Below are 18,966 nucleotides of genomic sequence, written 5' to 3'. Positions count from 1 at the left end.
GGCGATTTTAGATTTTATTTTTTCATTTAAAATGGTATTTTCGCCCACTATTTGACAAACACATAAAAAATGGCAGTTTTAAACAAAATTAGACAGCGCTCTGTATTTTTAATTGCGATCATCGCTTTGGCATTATTTGCCTTCGTATTGGCTGATGTATTTAAAAACGGAGGTTTTTCTACAGAAAAGTCTCAGAGAGTTCTAGGATCTGTAAACGATACAGATATTGAGCAACAAGAATTTGCACAATTAGTAGACCAGCAGACAGCGCGTTACGGTAATAATATTACAAATACACAAGCGGTTAATGCAGCTTGGGAGCAAGAAGTGAGTCGTATCATTCTTGACGAGCAGTATGAAGAGCTAGGAATTAGCATCGAGCAAGACCGTATTAATGATTTGCTTAAAGAAGCACTACAAACCGATCCTAATTTTCAGAATGAAAACGGAGTTTTTAGTGAGCAAAAATTAAAAGAATACATCGCGACCTTGAAGTCTACAAATCCGCAGATGTATCAGCAGTGGGTTGCTTATGAGCAGCAGCTGGCAAAAAATGAGCAACGTCAAATCTATTTCAACTTGATTAAAGCAGGTTTAAACACAAGCTTTAAAGAAGGTCAAATGGCTTTTGAAATGGAAAATAACCTGCGTGATCTAGAATACGTACAAGTGCCTTACACTTCTATTCCTGATGAAGAGGTGTCTGTGTCAAAAGAAGAAATTACTGCATACATCAAAGAACATTCAAATGAATTTCAAACTGAAGCTGCCCGTAACATTCGTTATGTGAAATTCAATGAAGATCCTACTTTAAAAGATGAGGAAGCGGTAAAAGAAAGTCTAACGCAACTACTTGAAAAAAGAGTTGAATATACTGCGGCTACAAAAACTAACGATACGGTTGCAGGATTAGCAACTACTACAAATCCTGAAGATTTTGTTAACGAATATTCAGATGAGCGTTATACTGATGCATATTTATTCAAGAACGAATTGCCTTCTGCAGCTGCAGATGAGCTTTGGGCTCTTGATGAAGGAGCGGTTTACGGTCCTTACAAAGACGGCGAAACCTTTAAAATTTCAAAAGTTGTTGCGGTAACTCAAATTCCTGATTCCGTTCAATCATCGCACATTTTATTAACCTATCAAGGTCTTGCTAATGCAGGAGCGCAAACACGTACTAAGGCAGAAGCAAAAGCGCTTGCAGATAGTCTTGCAGGTGTGATCAAAGCTTCTCCATCTAAATTAGCAGATTTAGCTCCTGAGTTTTCAGCTGACGGAAGCAAAGAAAAGGGTGGTGATTTAGGTTACGCGACAAAAGGTCGTTTTGTAAAGCCTTTCAACGATTTCATTTTTGACGGGAAAACTGGAGATGTAGGTGTTGTTGAATCACGTTTTGGATATCACGTGATCCGCATTACAGATCAAAAGAATGTACAACGTGCGATCAAATTGGCTACGGTAACTAAAGCTGTGGAGCCTTCTCAGGAAACCATCAATAATGTTTTTAATGAGACTACCAAATTTCAAATGGCAGTTACTGAAGATAAAAACGGTTTTGATGATATCGCAAAAGAAGGCGGTTACAATGTACGCCCGGTAAACAACATCAATGCTTTAGATGAAACCTTACCTGGACAAGGAAGCCAGCGTGAAATCATCAGATGGGCATTTGATGAAGAGCGCAAGACTGGAGATGTAGAGCGTTTTAATGTTGAAGGTGGTTATTTAGTAGTACAAGTTACCAAGAAGACCGAAAAAGGTCTGCTTCCTGCAGATGAAGCTTCACCACGTGTGACGCCTGTTTTACGCAATCAAAAGAAAGCAGAACAAATCAAGAAGAACATCAGTGGTTCTGATCTAAGTGCTATTGCAAGTGCAAACAATACTACTGTTCAAACCTCTCCTGGTGTTAACCTTAAAAATCCAACTCTTGCAGGTTCTGGAACCGAGCCTAAAGTTGTAGGTAAGGCTTTTGGTCTTGAAGAAGGAGAAGTTTCTGAGCCTATTGAAGGAAATCGCGGAGTATATGTTGTGAAAGTAACTAAGATCACTCCGGCACGTGAACTAGATAACTACGCTAGTTTTGCTGTGCAGAAACAAAATGCTGACCGTGCTACTGTTAATATGAGAATAATACAAGCGCTTAAGGATGCAGCAGAAATTGAAGATAGAAGATCTAACTTTTACTAGGAGATACCTATTCTTAATAGTATAAAAAAGCGCCGCACATTTGTGCGGCGCTTTTTTTATTGGCATCACCAAAGGGTTAAGTAACCCGAGGCTTGCCTAGAAATTGAAAACTCGTTTCCTAGCAATGCCTCCTGGGCCTGCCCCGAGGTAGTTTACGGGAATATGTTCTAAAGCTTAGCCTTTAAAAATCATTTCTTCAAAAGAAAGAATCGTGGTGTAGCCTTTAGCGCTAAAATATTCTTGAGCATCTGCGCCTCCGGTTGCTAAAATAAAGTCGCCGCCCCATGCGCCAAGGCTCTTGATGCTTCCTTTAAAATCAGGAAATAATTGTTGCTTGACTGTCGGGATATTTAAAACGGAAGCAATAATGCGTTCGTGAGTGTCTATAAGCGCGTTGAAACTAAAAATGCTATCTGTAGTCAATAAAGTTTCTGTAATGCCTGAAATCTTCTGTATAGCCTCTTTTTTACGTTCCTCAGGTTGTTTACGGTAATTGGCGATAGCTTCTCTGCTGTTTTGCTTTTTGTTGAGATACACAAAGAAAAGTTGATCGCTAAACTCCGGATAGAAATTCGTCTGAAAAACTTTAGGAACACCATCTGTGATTTGATACAAGATAGGGCTGTCATTTCCTGCGCAAGCGATATCATAGCCGCTTCCGCCAAAGGTGAGTTCGAGTAACCTATACGGGTCGACTTCCGCCCACTGCGCAAGCATAAAGATTAAGGTCGAAGAGCTGCCCAATCCCCATTTCTGATTAAATTCTAATTGCGTAGTCACCTTTAAATTGGGTTGGTCTTTTAAAAAATCAGGATTGAGTTTTTGAGCGGCCAGTAGTATTTGAAGAAGGCGAACTTCCGGATTTTCTGAATTTGCTGCCTGTGTTTGTTCAAACATCTTATAATTCAGATGAAAAGTGAACCAAACCTCTCCAGATTCTTTGAGGCCTTCCCAGGTGATCCCTGGGGTTGTAGTTTCTGATACTGTGAGCTTTTGTCCTTTTTGGGTTGGAATGGCTAGTGCTAAAGCGCCATCCAGAACGAGATACTCTCCGGTGATTAAAAGTTTTCCGTGGCCATAAAAATGCTGTGGCATATTACTTTATTACAGTTTTGGGATTGTCTGATATGGTTTTTTGAAGCTCATAAAGCGCCTTTACGGCTTCTTGTGAAGCGGTGTTTGCCATAAGTACAACAGCTATTTTTTTCTCAGGAAAGACAACAGTATGGCAATAATAGGTACCTGTGCTGCCGTCGTGATAACTTAATTGTGCGCCGTCTTTAACGATGTTCCCCCAGCCATAAGCATAAGAGGCTTTGCCAAAGTGTAGCGTTTTATAGTCTTCTGATGTTAAGTAGTTGTCAGTGCCCAGAAGTCCGTTTAAATTCAATTGAATAAACTTGGCATAATCTGCACTGTTCATAGAAAGGTCTCCGGCGCTTGACATATAACTGGGTAATTTGTAGGGATGGTTGGGATCGAGCGCAATAAAACTTCCATTTTCTTCAATATGTCCCCAAGGAAACATTTCATTTTCTTTGTTGGGAAAACCTATAAAATAGTCTAGGTCGAGCTCGTTCATAGTCTCATCAAGAAGTTGTTTGAAGGTCTTTCCGGAAGCTTTCTCTAGCATCAACGCAGCAAGTACATAACCTGCATTTGAATACGTTCCGGTTTTTGCCGGTGTTTCAGCTAACACAGCTTTGGAGAATGCATAACGTTTTTCTGAAGTAGTGCCTGCAAGGCTGTTGAATTTCGCCAAAGCGGTACCTGTTGTATACGGTTTGATCCTGGCGTTATGTGAGAGCAAATCACTTAAAGTAATCGCCTCATAAGCTTTGTCGCTTGAAGCTTTGAGTTCCGGGAAAAGTTCAAAAAAGGAAGTATCCCAAGTGATGCTATTATTTTCAGAAAGATGCATTGCGATAAAAGAGGTGATAGCTTTCGAATTTGAACCTAAGTGAAATTTAGCCTCTGGCGTAATACGTTCTTTTTTGGTTGTGCGTACTTTTCCGTTTACGAAAGTGTAGATAGTATCTGGAGTAATCAGATTAACCGAAATTGCAGGGATCTGATGTTCTTGTTGCGCTTTCTTTATTTGTTCTTGAAAAGCCGTTGAGAATTCCTGACCAAAACAAATCAAGCCGTTTGTAAAAAGAAGTAAAATGCCTAGCGCCTTTTTCATGCGTTTTCAGATTTGCGCAAGTCTGCCAAAAAATGATTTACAGCACTGTGACTTACTTTGTGTGTCTTAAAGTAATGAATTGCCATCTTTTTTTCTTCTTCTGAAGCGTCAAATTGATTCAGGATATTCATCAAATGCATTTTCATATGCCCTTTTTGAATTCCGGTCGTCGTCAAAGACTTTACAGCACCAAAGTTTTGTGCAAGGCCAGCCACTGCGATGATTTCCATCAATTGCGGAGCACTCGGATTACCCAGCATTTCAAGATTCAGTTTTACTAAAGGATGCAATTTTGTGAGTCCGCCCACGGTTCCCAATGCCAATGGAATCTCGATCCAAAATTTAAAAATCCCATCTTCAATACTTGCGTGCGTTAAGCTCGAGTAGCTTCCACCTTTGGCCGCATAGGCGTGAGCAGCTGCTTCAATCGCTCTAAAATCGTTGCCGGTAGCGAGGACTACAGCATCAATGCCATTCATAATCCCTTTGTTGTGCGTGACTGCGCGATAGGGTTCAACTTCTGCAATGCGCACGGCTTGCACAAATTTGTTTGCAAATACCTCCGGGTCAATTCCGTCTGCTTCAGAAAGTTCAGAAACCGGGCAGCTTACTTCAGCGCGTACCACGCAACCGGGAACATAATTGCTTAGAATACTCATAACCACGACCATTTCAGCATTTGTGGTTTTAAAAGAATCTTCGGCATTATAAAGGCGTTGCCAGCTTTCAGCGATCTGCTCAAGACAAGTGTTTATAAAATTGGCACCCATTGCATCAAGCGTTTCAAATGTGGCGTGCAGTTGATAGTAATGTTCAAGTGAATCGGTCTTATCTACCAGAATAAGATCGGTCAATCCGCCGCCGCGACTTTTCATCGATTGTGTGTGCGGCTCCAGATCTTCTAGGATTTCATCTTTTACCCGATTAAAAAAGGATAGCAACGCTTTGGTATCTCCGGTATAGGTAAAATGAACCTGGCCTATTTTTTCAGTACCTAAAATCCTTGCTTTAAATCCGCCGCGAGACATCCAGAATTTGGCTGCTTTACTCGCTGCTGCGACTACTGAGCTTTCTTCGATCGCCATAGGGATCGCAAAACTCTTATTGTTGATCACAAAATTGGGCGCGATCCCTAGCGGAAGATAATAGTTGGAGATGGTGTTTTCTATAAACTCATCGTGTAACTGCTGCAATTTTTTATCATCATTCCAATACTGCTTTAATATAGTCGAAGCATTGGGGTTGTCTGCTAAGAAGTTTTCAGTCAACCAATTGATCTTTTCTTCCTTTGTTAAACGAGAAAAACCTTGAACGGTACGAGACATAGTCTTAAAAATATTGATAACGCAAGTCTATATTAGGATCTTGTGTGTTTTATTGGCGCCGCCAAAGGGTGTAATTCCCAGAAGCTTAGCTCGAAATTAAAAATTTGTTTTCAACCACTACCTCGTGAGCGTGCCCCGAGGTAATTTAAAGAAGCAATTTAACCGAAATCTTCATTTTTAATAGGGGATTCTTGAGATTAAAATAAGTTCAGCATTTTTAATCAGATGGTTTTTGTGTAAACGCACTTAAAAAATCATAGTTCAAATCGAAGCCTGTCGTCAAATGGATTGAAGAATTGTAAACGTTAGGGTTCTTTTGCGCAAAACACTGCGTATTTAACAACGAAATTGACGCTTCTTTAGTTAATTTTTAGTAAAATTGGCGGTCTATTTTTTACGAAATAATAACTATGAATATTAGAAAAACTGCCCTTTTGCTATTATTGCTGGTAGCGGGAGTGGTCACTGCACAGCAAAAGAATATCACCCTTGAAGAAATTTACGACGGCACCTTTAGAATGCAATATCTTGACCGACTGCATTCTATGAATAATGGGAAAGAATATGCCGTTCTCAATACAGACCGAAATACAGGAACAAAAACACTTGATGTTTATAGCTATAAAACGGGAGAAAAGGTCAATACCTTGATCAACTCAAGCGAAATTGATGGGCTTGATTATTTTATAGGTTATACCCTAAGTGCAGATGAAAGCAAGGCTTTGTTAAGCACAAAAATGCGTTCGATCTATCGTCGCTCGTCTTTAGGTGTTTATTATGTTTACGATTTGGAGACCAAAGAATTGGTTCAAGTTGCCGAAGAAGCCATTCAAGAGCCAACCTTCTCACCAGATGCTTCAAAAGTGGCTTACGGTCTTGATAATAATATTTACATTAAAGATTTAGCTAGTGGAACAACCACTCAGGTTACTACAGACGGAGCTAAGAATAAAGTGATCAACGGAATCACAGACTGGGTTTATGAAGAAGAATTTGCCTTTGTAAGAGCCTTTGACTGGAATGCAGACGGAGATAAAATCGCGTACATCCGTTTTGATGAAAGCGAAGTTCCTGAATTTTCAATGGATGTCTTCGGAAATGAATTATACCCTTCAAAAGATACATTCAAGTATCCAAAAGCCGGAGAAACCAATGCAACCGTAAGCCTTCATATTTACGATGTGACTTCTGCTGATACAAAAGCGGTAGACTTAAGTGGTTTTCAAAACTATTATATCCCACGTCTGGAGTGGACACCTGAGGCAAATGTGCTTGCAGTGCAAACCACAAACAGAAAACAAAACGACGTCAACTTATTATTTGTTGACGGTACTTCTGGCGAAGCAAAACTCATTCTTTCAGACAAAGATGATGCTTATGTAGACATCACCAATAACCTGACGTTTTTAGAGGATAATGACTTTATCTGGACCAGCGAAAAGGACGGCTGGAATCATATTTATCTTTATGACAAAGACGGGAAGTTAAAGAATCAGGTTACCCAAGGTCCTTGGGAAGTGACCAGTTATTACGGCTATGATCCTAAAAGCAAACGTGTTTTTTACCAGAGTTCAGAAAACGGTTCAATAAATCGCGGTGTGTATTCGGTTAAAGTAAACGGAAAAAGCAAAAAAGCCCTTGCCACTGAAGCCGGAACCAACTCGGCTAATTTCAGTACAGATTTCACGTATTTCATAAAGAGTTTTTCTGATGCTGAAACTCCGTATGTGTTTACCTTGAATGCTGCCGATGATGGTGATTTAGTGCGAAAGATCAAAGATAATCAGGCGCTAAAAGATCAATTTGCCGATTATGTGATTTCAGAAAAAGAATTCTTTACGCTTCCTATAAACGGCGAAGAGCTTAACGCGTATATGATCAAACCGAAGGATTTTGATCCTAATAAAAAGTACCCGGTGTTTATGACCCAATATTCTGGGCCGGGATCACAAAGTGTGGCAAACAGCTGGAGTGGTGGAAACGGATATTGGTTTCAAATGCTTGCCCAGGAAGGCTATATCATTGTTTGTGTAGATCCACGCGGAACCGGATTAAAAGGTCGTGATTTTAAGAAAATGACCCAGAAAGAATTGGGTAAATATGAGGTTGAAGATCAAATCGCTGCAGCACAAGTACTAGGACAGCGTGATTATGTAGATGCAGACCGTATTGGGATTTGGGGATGGAGCTACGGAGGTTTTATGGCTTCTAACTGTATTTTTCAAGGCGCAGACACCTTTAAAATGGCGATTGCTGTTGCCCCGGTAACCAGTTGGAGATTTTATGATTCGATTTATACAGAGCGTTATATGACGACGCCACAGGAAAATGCTTCGGGCTATGATAACAATTCGCCACTTTCTCATGTAGATAAATTAGAAGGAAAGTTTTTATTGGTACACGGTAGCGCAGATGATAACGTACACGTTCAAAACAGTATGCGTTTGATCGAGGCTTTGGTACAGGCCAATAAACAATTTGACTGGGCGATCTATCCTGATAAAAATCACAGTATTTACGGGGGTAACACACGCTTACACTTGTATACTAAAATGACGAATTTTATTAAAGAAAATCTATAGGCAATTATGGCACAATCAGCACAACTTCCTAAACAAAAAGAATTGTTTGGGCATCCGGTAGGACTTTATATTTTATTCTTCACAGAAATGTGGGAGCGTTTTTCCTATTACGGGATGCGCGCGATTTTAGTATTGTATTTGGTTGCAGAAACTGCATCTGGAAACCCCGGCTTGGGATGGACTAATGCCGAAGCACTTTCGCTTTATGGTACCTACACGATGCTTGTTTATGTTTCTTCCATTCCGGGAGGTTGGATTGCTGATAAATATTTAGGTCAGAAAAAATCGGTTCTTTACGGTGGAATACTTCTCGTTGCCGGTCACGGTATCTTAGCAGTTGAACAAATGTGGGCGTTTTACACGGGTCTTGGTTTGATTATCGCCGGAGTTGGGATGTTGAAACCAAATATCTCTACAATGGTTGGAGGTCTGTATAAGCAAGGAGACATTCGTCGAGATAAAGGATTTACCATTTTTTACATCGGAATCAACCTGGGAGCCTTCATTTCAAGTTTAGTGGTTGGTACTGTTGGTGAAGTTTACGGCTGGCATTATGGTTTTGGTCTCGCGGGAATTGGTATGGCTTTAGGACTTTTACAATATATGTTAGGTCAAAAATACCTAAAGCGTGTAGGTAACTTTTTGGGTTCGTCTACAGATCCTGAAGAACTCGCAGCAAGTAAGCGCCCACTAAGTAAAATTGAAAAAGACCGCGTGATTGTTTTATTGGTTTCCTTCTTAATGGTAATCGTTTTTTGGGGAGCTTTTGAGCAAGCGGGTGGTCTGATGAATATCTATGCTTCAGAAAAGACAGATAGAACCCTTTCTTTTGCACTACCATTTATAGGTAATGAGGTGCCGGCATCTTGGTTTCAATCACTAAATGCGATGTTTATTATTTTGCTTGGGACAACGGTAGCAGGTTTTTGGGCAAAGCGTAAACTGAAAGGAAAGACTGCAACGTCATTATTCAAAATGATTATGGGGCTCATTATTATGGGGTCTGGATTCTTTTTTATGACTGCGGCTTCTGCACAGTTTCAAGCAAACGGAGCGTCAGCAATGTACTGGTTGGTTTTGGCTTATTTGTTCCATACGGTAGGAGAACTTTGCTTATCGCCAGTTGCGCTTTCATACATTACAAAACTTGCTCCGTTGAAATATGCTTCTATAATGATGGGAGTTTATTTTGCGATGACAGGTTTTGGTAATAAAGTAGCCGGACTTTTAGGAGAGTCTGCTTCAGAGTTAGGAGAGTATACCATTTTTACCGGAATTGCAGTTTTCTGTATTGCTTTTGCTTTACTGGTTTTAGTTTTCAGAAAGAAATTAGAAAAGCTCACCCACGGAGCCGAAGATAACGAGCGTGAGATGCTGGAGCAAGAGGAGTATGAACTCGCAGATCCCGATATCAACTAATAGCAACTAGTTTTTATGGCTACTTCTTCTACAGAACAATTTTTCAAAAATCCGGTGTTGGGTCATCCCGCCGGATTATTTGTTTTATTCTTTACCGAAATGTGGGAGCGCTTTTCGTATTACGGGATGCGCGCACTGTTGGTTTTATTTTTAACGGCTTCGTTGTTTGAAGAAGGCTGGGCGTGGCCAAGAGAACACGCGTTGTCGCTCTACGGAACCTACACTTCTATGGTGTATCTAACACCTATTTTGGGCGGTTATATTGCCGACAGAATCATCGGCTATCGAATGGCTGTGGTTGTTGGGGCTTTATTGATGACTTTGGGGCACGCTTCAATGGCGGTTGATAGTGAGTTTGCATTGTACTTAGGCTTGTTTCTTCTCTGTGCAGGGAATGGTTTTTTTAAACCTACAATGACCTCGATCATTTCTGAAATGTATGCTAATCACGAGCATAAAAAAGATGGCGCATACACCATTTATTATATGGGCGTTAATGCCGGAGCTTTTTTAGGGATTCTACTGTGTGGATATCTCGGTGAGCAATGGGGTTGGCATTGGGGCTTCGGTCTGGCCGGAGTTTTTATGTTTGCCGGAATGCTTCAGTTTTATTTTGCTCAAGGAATATTTGGCGAAGTAGGCAAGAAGCCGGTTAAGATTGAAAGTAGCGAAGTTGCCGAAGATCCTTCGGTTAAAAGAAATCCGTTTACGGCGATTGATAAAATTTTTATTGCAGCGAGTGCTTTGATCGGTTTGGTATGGATCATCAATGACCCCATGTCAAAAATTGCCGGAACCGATGTTTTTGCTTTTGAAGTAAGCAGCCTTTCAGGAAGTAATTTTATGATCCTTCTTGCGTTATTGGTGTTTTTGGTTCTAGTTATCTCTAGGATTGTACGCTATGCCGCTATCGTAAGAGATCGAATGATCGCAGTATCTATTTTTGCATTTTTTACCATCTTTTTCTGGGCGGCTTTCGAGCAAGCCGGTGGCTCGATGACTATTTTTGCAAATGATTATACAGATCGCATACTAGAAGGAAGCGCCGGAACGATCTTTAGAATCGCAAATACACTAATTACGATCATTCCGCTAGGCGTGATCACCTGGGTGTTGTACTTATTATTCAAGCAAACCTTCAAGAATTATAAGTGGGCAAATATCATTTTAGGAGCAAGCTTTTTAATAATCTGGGGACTCGTAATCACGATGCTTTACGAGCAATACACCGCAGAATCTCCAGAAGTTCCTGCTTCTTGGTTTAGTGTTTTGAACTCCCTGTTCATTATTATTTTTGCGCCGCTCTTTTCTAAGATTTGGGAGTCAAAATACAACCCAAGTGTGGCGGTAAAATATGGAATCGGACTCATACTTTTAGGAACTGGTTTTGCAGCCCTGGCATACGGTGCCAGCGATATTCCGCAGGGAGCACAAACCGCTGCTGTAAGTATAATTTGGTTGATACTTGCCTATTATTTTCATACCATGGGTGAACTTTGTCTTTCGCCGGTGGGACTTTCTTATGTGAGTAAACTGGTGCCCGGTAGAATGATAGCGATGATGTATGGCGTGTGGTATCTAGCTATCGCTATAGGAAATAAACTCGCTGGTAGTACCGGAGGAATGATCGATCAAGTCACCCAAGAATACAGTTTGTCTACCTTCTTTTTATTGTTCTTTTTAATTCCCGAAGGAGCCGGAGTTTTAATAATTTTGCTTCATCCATTGCTTAAAAAACTAATGCACGGCATTCATTAACTGTGGCCTGCTTTTTGCCCTAAATTATTTAAAAGTAAACATGAAAAAACTAGTTACCCTTATATTTTTTGTATTTGTTGGTTTTGAAGGAAGCCTTCTCGCTCAAGATAAAATCAACTGGATGAGCTTTAATGAAGCTTTAGAAGCACAAGAAAAAGAACCTCGTAAAATCTTTATGGATGTCTATACCGATTGGTGTGGGCCTTGTAAATTACTAGATAAAAATACCTTTCAAAATGCAGATGTTGCAAAGTATGTAAATGAAAACTACTACGCTGTTAAGTTTAATGCTGAAGGAACGGAGTCTATAGATTATCAGGATTTCGTATATACAAATCCCAACTACGATCCTAACAGAGAAGGTAGAAATAGCCAGCATTTATTTGCACACGCTATGAAGATTAATGCGTATCCCAGTGTTGTCTTTTTTGATGAGGAAGGCAATCTTATTCAACCTTTGCCGGGATACAAAACCCCACAACAATTAGAGATTTTTCTAAAAATGATTGAAAGTGATGACTATTTAGAAATCACAACCGCTGAAGCTTGGCAAGAATATCAATCTAATTTTGAAAGTACATTTAAGAGTTGAAAAAAGTAATTACTCTATCTTATAAAATCCCTTTTCATACGTGTTATGAAAAGGGATTTTCTTTTTGAGGCAAGTCGATTCCCAGCGGTCAACATCACTTTTATAATTGCTCCCGTCTGCAATGATCCTGGTGTTTGGGAATTGATTAAGCATGCGCTCCAAATTGATCTTTGGAGATTGGCTTAGTACAATATAATCGGGGTTAAAAGCTTTCAGATCATAAACGCCTAAGCTGTCAATTCTTAAAATATAGCTTTCGTTTACTTTAAAAATAGGTTTTAGTTCTTCGTGATACATTTCCGCTATGCGTTGTTCAGATTTAAAATTTGCGATGAGGTTTTCTGGTATGTGCTGATTTTTCTCGGTGTAGAATGTATAATCGAGATCAGCACTACGATACGTAAATAGACTGGTTTTATATAAATAATGTACGTAAAGTGCTGGTGTTGCTTGATTGTACTCGATAAGTGTTAAGCTTAAAGGGAATGCTATAAGAACTGCTAGCGAACTTACTAGGTTTGTGAAGTTTTTCTTTTGAGCAAGTTGAACCATAAAGAATAACAGCAGGTAACTCAAAATCACCAACGGAATAGAAAAATAGATATTCTTAAAAAGCAATGCGTCAAATTGAGCAAGCGTACTTACAAATTGGTTTAAGGTATTGAGCAAGATATTGTAAAGGCTCGCGATAAATTCCGGAAGTATTCCGGTTGCTGCAAGCATGAGAAGGATCAAACCATAAATAAGTAAAAAGCCTAAGGCCGGAAGCACTACAATGTTGGCTACAAGAAATAAGCCCGGAAATTGATGAAAATAATATAAGCTTAAGGGAAGCACGCCCAGCTGTGCTGTTATACTTACTGCTATGAGTTGCCAGTAATATCTAAGAATTTTGTTCTTGGGATTCCAAAGCGGTTCTAATTTGGGATATAGCCACATTATGGCAAATACAGCCGCATAACTCAGTTGAAACCCCACTTCATATATCAAACTTGGATTGATTACCAATAAGATCACTGCGGAAGTAAGAAGCGCATTTAATCCGGCCTGCCGCTGATGAAGCAAAGTCCCTAATTGTATGAACGTAAACATCGTAGCTGCACGCAAAACCGAAGGAGAAAGTCCGGTGATGAAAGCAAAAATCCAAATGACAGCAATGATGATCAATGTGCGCAATAGGCGCGCATAACGATAATTTCCAATGGGTTTGAGTAAGAACTGCAGCACAAGCATCAAAATGCCTACATGTAATCCAGAAACTGCTAGAATATGCATAACTCCGGCATTTGCATAATCATCGCGAAGCGTAGTGGAAAGCTCTTGCCGTTGCCCAAGTAGTAAAGCGTTGAGCACTGCCTTAGTATCTTTGCTAAAAGCATATTTGTTTAAATCGGTATTGAGTTTAGTTCGTAATGCATCTGCATAACCGCTTAAGCTATTTGGACCTCGTTTTATGAGATAAACTTCTGGGGTTGATGCTGTGATCTGATGATAGATCCCTGCTTTTCTCAAATATTCTTGATAATCAAATTGAAAAGGATTTCGCGGAGGGGTAATTTCAGCTAAAGCAGTTTTTACAAGAATTTGATCGTCTACATGTAAACTTAAAAGCGGGGAGGCGCTATCTTTTTCAATATTCAAAATAAGCTTACCGGAAGTCGTTTTTGTGTCAATTTGCGTAAGCGTAACTACAAAGCGACCAGCATAGAAGGCGGGCCGGAGTTTTTCTTCAATTCGTAGGTAGAAATTGTTTTCAGGTTTTTGATTTTGTATCCAATGAGTATAATGACTTTTCTGATTCTTGGGATCGCTTAGGCTGAATAAAAGATTTCCGAGGGAAACAAACAGAAAAAATACTGCTAATGTGCTGATTATACTTTGCATCTGTTTAAGTTTTAGTGCAAAATGAACAGCGGCGACAAATAAAAATAATGCGCAGAATACGTATCCACTATCAGAAAGTGTGATATTGAATAGCGGCGTGATCACAATTCCCAGAATTAAAGCAGGAAGTGCGATCAAAAAAGTTGGGTTGATGCCTTTCATAGGTTTCGGCAGCAAGAAACAGGTTAGTGTTTTACAATACTAGTCAAAAAATCAATGAGTTACATAATTCTTCGGGCTTCTTTAAAAGCGTTGTTCCAGTAACCTTCATTGAGCGAAGAAACAATTACCCCTTGAGAGGTAGAAGAGTGAATGAAAAGAATTTGACCGGGTAGCACATCGACAACGATCCCAACATGATTAATTTGTTTACTGCGCCTTCCGGTAATGAAGAACAATAAATCGCCGGGAATCACATCGCTGGTTTTTATGCGATTGCCTTCTTCAGCAATATGGCGGCTTACTCGGGGAATGCTAATTCCCTCTTCAAGAAATGCGGTGTAAACAAGTCCGCTGCAATCCATACCCTTTGGTGTGGTTCCGCCATATTTATACGGAGTGCCTTCGTATTGACGCGCATTTTTAATGATGTTAAACCGAATCTTATTTTCTTCACTAGGTTTGATTTCAGACAAATAAATAAGCTCTCGCGTAGAAGGGCTGGACGTAGCGATAGGTTTTTTTTCTGGAGCTGTGTATCGTGTACTTTCGGTAGATGCTTTAGCACGTGCAGCTTTTTTACTGCCGCCACAACTTATTAAAACGAAACTTGCTACAATGCAGAAAATTATTCTTGTCATAAAATTTTAAACCGGTGTTGCGGTTGATTTTATAGCGTTAACAATAAGTTTTGCCGTGTTGGCACTTGCTCCTACACCGCCTAACTTTTGCTCTAATTTATAATATTCATCAAAAAGCGCCTTTCTTTTTTCTTCTTCTAAAATCTCGGTTAATGCTTTTTTCAGTGTTTTGGTATTGAATTCGGTTTGAATAAGCTCCTTCACCACCTCTTTGTCCATAATAAGATTTACGAGTGAAATGTAATCTAGATTGATCACGCGTTTAGCAATCTCATAAGAGATTCTTCCGCCTTTATAACAAACCACTTCCGGAACTTTAAACAGCGCCGTTTCTAACGTAGCTGTTCCCGAAGTTACTAATGCCGCGTGTGCTACATCGAGCAAGTTGTACGTTTGATTCATAACGATATGAACTCGGTTCTTTTTTAAGAAAGGCTCGTAAAACTCCAGATCCTGACTTGGTGCACCCGCTATTACAAATTGATATTCTGGAAAGTCTGTGGTAATGCTCAACATAATTTCAAGCATTTTTTGAATTTCCTGCTTTCGGCTACCGGGCAATAAAGCGATTATAGGGCGGTCATCAAGGTGGTGTTCTTTTCTAAAATTTTCTGGAACAACCGGAGTGCGCGCGCTGATCTCATCGATTAACGGATGGCCAACAAAATGTACCGGGAAGTTATGTTTATCCTCATAAAATGCTTTTTCAAACGGAAGAATCACATACATCTCGTCAACATCTTTTTTGATGGCCTTGATACGACCTTCTTTCCATGCCCAGATCTGGGGTGAGATGTAATAATGATTTTTATAGCCCTCTTGGCGTGCCCATTTAGCGATGCGCATATTAAAGCCGGGATAATCTATATAGATGATCACATCAGGAGCAAAATGAGCAATATCTTTCTTGCAAAAGGCGAGGTTTTTTGTGATGGTACGCAGATTCATTAGAACTTCGAGAAAGCCCATAAATGCCAGGTCACGGTAGTGTTTTACAAGTGTCCCACCTACTTTTTGCATGAGATCGCCGCCCCAAAATCTAAAATCAGCCTGAGGATCTTCAGCTACGATCGCCTTCATCAAATTTGCAGCGTGTAAATCGCCGCTGGCTTCTCCTGCTATGATGTAATACTTCACAACTTACTTGGTTTGTTTTCCGTAGAACGAAAAGTTAAGCATTAAATTTCCAGCCATTGAGTTTTTCTATAAAATGATGTGCAGTAAGGTCAAACTGAACCGGAACTACCGAAACATAACCGTTGGCCAACGCCCACTCATCGGTATCTTCCCCTTTATCTTCATTAACAAATTCACCACTTAACCAGTAGTAATCTCTACCCATAGGATTGGTGCGCTTGTCAAAATCCTCTACCCACTGTGCATTGGCTTGACGTCCCACTTTAATGCCACGTATTTCGCTGGCCTTAAGTTTTGGGATGTTCACATTGAGTACCACGCCTTTCGGAAGTCCGTTTTGCAATACTTCTTGGGTGATCTTTTTTACATAGGTCTCGCAATGCGAAAAATCAGCATCTATAGAATAATCGAGAAGAGAGAACCCAATAGCGGGAATTCCTTCTACACCAGCTTCAACAGCTGCGCTCATGGTTCCACTATAAATCACATTTATTGAAGAGTTAGAACCGTGATTGATGCCGCTTACACAAATGTCGGGTTTACGCTGCATGATTTCCTGAACTGCAATTTTTACGCAGTCTGCCGGTGTTCCTGAGCAGCGATACTCTTTATGGGCATCCGCTTGAAATTCTTTTATAGGGTCGCAATAAATCGTGTCATTAACGGTTATAGCATGGCCCATGCCGCTCTGCGGACTGTCTGGCGCTACAACGACCACGTCTCCAAGCTCTTGCATTATGCTTATTAACGTGCGTATGCCGGGAGCGGTGATGCCATCGTCATTCGTGACGAGTATTAGCGGTTTTTGTTTCTCCATTTGGTTTTGCTTTCTGGTGCTAAAATACTAAATTACCAAGCCATTGCTGGGCTTAACGTTTAACAAATTGTTAGCTGAAAAAAATGAGCCGTGGCACGGTTTTTAATGTAGATTGCTAGTAAAAGATGAAAATGCAACGTATTATGATAAAAAATGTAAAGGTTCTTGTTTTGACCTTACTTTTAGCTGCAGCCTCTTGCAGTTTTACCACAAGTGATGAAGATCCCGGAAAAGATAAAGTCCTAGTAAGTTTGATCTCTTATGTTCTTGAGAAAGGACATTATGATGCAAAGGAATTCAATGATGCTTTTTCTGAAGAAGTATTTGATGATTTTGTGACTTCATTAGATCCGCTTAAACGCTATTTTTTAAAGAGTGATATCAAAGAGTTTGAAGCATACAAGACACAGATTGATGATCAAATTCGCAATGAAGATATTAGCTTTTTCGATTTAGCATACACGCGTTTACGAGAGCGTATGGAAGAGTCAAAGGCAATTTATGCAGAGGTTTTAGAAACGCCATTTGACTATTCAAAACAGGAGAGTATAGATACCGATTATGAAAATTTGGATTATGCTAAAAATCAGAAGGAATTAAAAGAGCGTTGGGCAAACCAAATGAAATTCAACACGATCGGGACGTACTACGATCGTCTTGAAGAAGAAGCTAAAAAGGTTGAAGATTCAGTAGGATACACAGCGCTTTCTAATGCAGAGATCGAAGAAGAAACCAGAGCTACTACAAAACAATCTCTTAAAGAATATTTTGAATTTGCAGAGGAATTAGATCGCGAAGATTACTTTTCAGTTTATATCAATGCTATTGTAGAAGAGTTTGATCCGCACACGACTTATTTTGCACCGGTTGATAAAGATCGTTTTGATATGCAAATGAGCGGACAGTTTCAAGGAATTGGTGCTCGTCTTCAAAAGAAAAGTAATGAGATCAGTATTACAGAAATCATTTCAGGTGGACCGGCTTGGAGAGGTGAAGAGTTAGAGGAAGGAGATGTCATTCTAAAAGTCAAACAAGCAGATGAAGATGTGGCTACAAGCGTTGTAGGAATGCGTTTAGATGATGCTGTTGAATTGATCAAAGGCCCTAAAGGAACCGTTGTTACTTTAAACGTGAAAAAGAAAGACGGTTCTATTAAAAACGTGGCGATCACCCGTGATGTTGTAGAGCTTGAAGAGACGTATGCAAAAACCACGACGGTTGATAAAGATGATAGAACATATGGGGTAATTAACTTGCCTAAGTTTTATTTTGATATGCAGAATGCAGAGCAGCGTAACGCAGCTACCGACGTTAAAAAAGAAATCATTCGTCTTAAAGAACAAGATGTAGATGGTCTTGTAATTGATTTGCGTAACAATGGAGGTGGTTCACTTTCTACAGTTGTTGATATTGCAGGTTTATTTATCAAAGAAGGACCTATCGTACAGGTAAAGTCCAATGGTGCTGATAGCGAAATTTTAAAAGATAAAGATCCTGAGATTTTATGGGATAAGCCACTTGTGATTATGGTGAATGAAATTTCAGCATCTGCGAGTGAGATCCTTGCAGCTGCAATGCAAGATTATAAGAGAGCCGTGATCATAGGGAGTAAACAAACTTACGGTAAAGGAACGGTGCAGAATGTATATGATTTAAATCGCTGGTTGCGTCAAAATGATCTTGGCGATATGGGAGCTTTAAAAATCACCACTCAAAAGTTCTATCGAATCAATGGTGGTTCAACACAACTTGAAGGTGTAAAAAGTGATGTGGTAGTTCCAGACCGTTTCAGCTATATTGATATTGGTGAGAAAGATCTAGATAACCCGTTGCCTTGGGATAAAATTGCTGCTGCAGATTACGAAGTTTGGGACGGTTATATTGACTATGATCAAACCATTAGCAATAGTAACGAGCGTATGGCAAAGAATAAGCAACTACAGCTTATTGAAGAAAACGCAAAATGGATCAAAAGTAAGCAAGATGATTCCGTTTGGCCATTAAATATTGATGCTTACGCAGCCAAGATGGAACAAAATGAAGCCGAAGCAAAACGCTTTGACGAGCTGCGTAATTATGAGTCTGGTCTTACCTTTAAGTCCTTGCCTTATGAAATTAAGAAATTTGAAAACGACACTGTTTTGAAGCAAAAACGTGAGCGTTGGCACGAAGATCTGGCTAAAGATGTTTATATGGATGAGGCTATAAACGTGTTAGAAGATCTAAAAGTAAATAATATTAGAAGAGGTAAATTGGCTGACGTTAGGGATTAAC

13 protein-coding genes are annotated in these 18,966 nt (G+C 39.8%); 6 read left to right on the top strand and 7 right to left on the bottom strand.

Annotated elements, in window-relative coordinates; genetic code table 11:
• The first annotated feature begins 69 nt into the window (after nucleotides 1-69).
• Entirely contained in the window at nucleotides 70-2,193 is a 2,124-nt protein-coding gene (locus WA338_RS06675) for a peptidylprolyl isomerase (RefSeq protein ID WP_336092765.1), read from the top strand.
• Between the two features lie 174 nt (nucleotides 2,194-2,367).
• Here the strand turns inward: WA338_RS06675 and WA338_RS06670 are convergent, their stop codons facing one another.
• From WA338_RS06670 to WA338_RS06660, 3 genes are read right to left on the bottom strand one after another with little or no spacing between them, the layout of a single operon-like run.
• Nucleotides 2,368-3,288 carry a GYDIA family GHMP kinase gene (locus WA338_RS06670; RefSeq protein ID WP_009779066.1) on the bottom strand — a complete coding sequence of 307 codons (921 nt, stop codon included), beginning with the start codon at nucleotides 3,286-3,288 and terminating at the stop codon, nucleotides 2,368-2,370.
• A 1-nt stretch (nucleotide 3,289) separates the two neighbouring features.
• On the bottom strand, nucleotides 3,290-4,378 hold the full coding sequence (locus WA338_RS06665; protein WP_009779067.1) for a serine hydrolase domain-containing protein: 1,089 nt from the start codon (nucleotides 4,376-4,378) through the stop codon (nucleotides 3,290-3,292).
• Nucleotides 4,375-5,703 (bottom strand): hydroxymethylglutaryl-CoA reductase, degradative, encoded by a 1,329-nt coding sequence (locus WA338_RS06660; RefSeq protein WP_009779068.1) that lies wholly within the window; start codon nucleotides 5,701-5,703, stop codon nucleotides 4,375-4,377. The genes WA338_RS06665 and WA338_RS06660 overlap by 4 nt, the downstream gene beginning before the upstream one ends.
• Nucleotides 5,704-6,113: 410 nt before the next feature.
• On the opposite strand from WA338_RS06660, the gene WA338_RS06655 reads away from it, so the two are divergent.
• The 4 genes from WA338_RS06655 to WA338_RS06640 are packed head-to-tail and all read left to right on the top strand — an operon-like array spanning nucleotide 6,114 to nucleotide 12,054.
• Entirely contained in the window at nucleotides 6,114-8,285 is a 2,172-nt protein-coding gene (locus tag WA338_RS06655; RefSeq protein WP_272984570.1) for a S9 family peptidase, read from the top strand.
• 6 nt (nucleotides 8,286-8,291) lie between these two features.
• A complete protein-coding gene (locus WA338_RS06650) occupies nucleotides 8,292-9,704 on the top strand; it encodes a peptide MFS transporter (RefSeq protein ID WP_272984571.1) in 1,413 nt (470 codons plus the stop codon).
• Nucleotides 9,705-9,719: 15 nt separating this feature from the next.
• The gene (locus tag WA338_RS06645) at nucleotides 9,720-11,462 is read left to right on the top strand and encodes a peptide MFS transporter (protein ID WP_336092764.1); all 1,743 of its coding nucleotides are present in this window, start codon (nucleotides 9,720-9,722) and stop codon (nucleotides 11,460-11,462) included.
• Nucleotides 11,463-11,502: 40 nt separating this feature from the next.
• The gene (locus WA338_RS06640) at nucleotides 11,503-12,054 is read left to right on the top strand and encodes a thioredoxin family protein (protein WP_272984573.1); all 552 of its coding nucleotides are present in this window, start codon (nucleotides 11,503-11,505) and stop codon (nucleotides 12,052-12,054) included.
• Between the two features lie 9 nt (nucleotides 12,055-12,063).
• On the opposite strand, the gene WA338_RS06635 is transcribed toward WA338_RS06640, so the two are convergent.
• The 4 genes from WA338_RS06635 to surE are packed head-to-tail and all read right to left on the bottom strand — an operon-like array spanning nucleotide 12,064 to nucleotide 16,692.
• A complete protein-coding gene (locus tag WA338_RS06635; RefSeq protein ID WP_272984574.1) occupies nucleotides 12,064-14,100 on the bottom strand; it encodes a ComEC/Rec2 family competence protein in 2,037 nt (678 codons plus the stop codon).
• 59 nt (nucleotides 14,101-14,159) lie between these two features.
• Complete coding sequence (locus WA338_RS06630; RefSeq protein ID WP_272984575.1) at nucleotides 14,160-14,738, bottom strand: C40 family peptidase; 579 nt, start codon at nucleotides 14,736-14,738, stop codon at nucleotides 14,160-14,162.
• A 6-nt stretch (nucleotides 14,739-14,744) separates the two neighbouring features.
• Complete coding sequence (lpxB, locus tag WA338_RS06625) at nucleotides 14,745-15,875, bottom strand: lipid-A-disaccharide synthase (RefSeq protein WP_272984576.1); 1,131 nt, start codon at nucleotides 15,873-15,875, stop codon at nucleotides 14,745-14,747.
• Nucleotides 15,876-15,909: 34 nt separating this feature from the next.
• Nucleotides 15,910-16,692: a 5'/3'-nucleotidase SurE gene (gene surE, locus WA338_RS06620; RefSeq protein WP_009779077.1), complete on the bottom strand. Its 783-nt coding sequence runs from the start codon at nucleotides 16,690-16,692 to the stop codon at nucleotides 15,910-15,912.
• A gap of 143 nt (nucleotides 16,693-16,835) precedes the next feature.
• On the opposite strand from surE, the gene WA338_RS06615 reads away from it, so the two are divergent.
• Entirely contained in the window at nucleotides 16,836-18,965 is a 2,130-nt protein-coding gene (locus tag WA338_RS06615) for a carboxy terminal-processing peptidase (protein ID WP_272984577.1), read from the top strand.
• Nucleotide 18,966: the final 1 nt, after the last annotated feature.

Source organism: Leeuwenhoekiella sp. CH_XMU1409-2 (genome assembly GCF_037029365.1).
GTDB classification, from domain to species: Bacteria; Bacteroidota; Bacteroidia; order Flavobacteriales; family Flavobacteriaceae; genus Leeuwenhoekiella; species Leeuwenhoekiella blandensis.
This window is presented reverse-complemented; position numbering and strand designations above follow the sequence as displayed.

Bases quoted from the DNA above. Each gene is read 5' to 3' on its own strand.
- WA338_RS06665 (WP_009779067.1), bottom strand. From the start codon at position 4,378: ATGAAAAAGGCGCTAGGCATTTTACTTCTTTTTACAAACGGCTTGATT.
- WA338_RS06645 (WP_336092764.1), top strand. From the start codon at position 9,720: ATGGCTACTTCTTCTACAGAACAATTTTTCAAAAATCCGGTGTTGGGT.
- surE (WP_009779077.1), bottom strand. From the start codon at position 16,692: ATGGAGAAACAAAAACCGCTAATACTCGTCACGAATGACGATGGCATC.
- WA338_RS06655 (WP_272984570.1), top strand. From the start codon at position 6,114: ATGAATATTAGAAAAACTGCCCTTTTGCTATTATTGCTGGTAGCGGGA.
- WA338_RS06670 (WP_009779066.1), bottom strand. From the start codon at position 3,288: ATGCCACAGCATTTTTATGGCCACGGAAAACTTTTAATCACCGGAGAG.
- WA338_RS06675 (WP_336092765.1), top strand. From the start codon at position 70: ATGGCAGTTTTAAACAAAATTAGACAGCGCTCTGTATTTTTAATTGCG.
- WA338_RS06650 (WP_272984571.1), top strand. From the start codon at position 8,292: ATGGCACAATCAGCACAACTTCCTAAACAAAAAGAATTGTTTGGGCAT.
- WA338_RS06630 (WP_272984575.1), bottom strand. From the start codon at position 14,738: ATGACAAGAATAATTTTCTGCATTGTAGCAAGTTTCGTTTTAATAAGT.
- WA338_RS06660 (WP_009779068.1), bottom strand. From the start codon at position 5,703: ATGTCTCGTACCGTTCAAGGTTTTTCTCGTTTAACAAAGGAAGAAAAG.
- WA338_RS06640 (WP_272984573.1), top strand. From the start codon at position 11,503: ATGAAAAAACTAGTTACCCTTATATTTTTTGTATTTGTTGGTTTTGAA.
- WA338_RS06635 (WP_272984574.1), bottom strand. From the start codon at position 14,100: ATGAAAGGCATCAACCCAACTTTTTTGATCGCACTTCCTGCTTTAATT.
- WA338_RS06615 (WP_272984577.1), top strand. From the start codon at position 16,836: ATGATAAAAAATGTAAAGGTTCTTGTTTTGACCTTACTTTTAGCTGCA.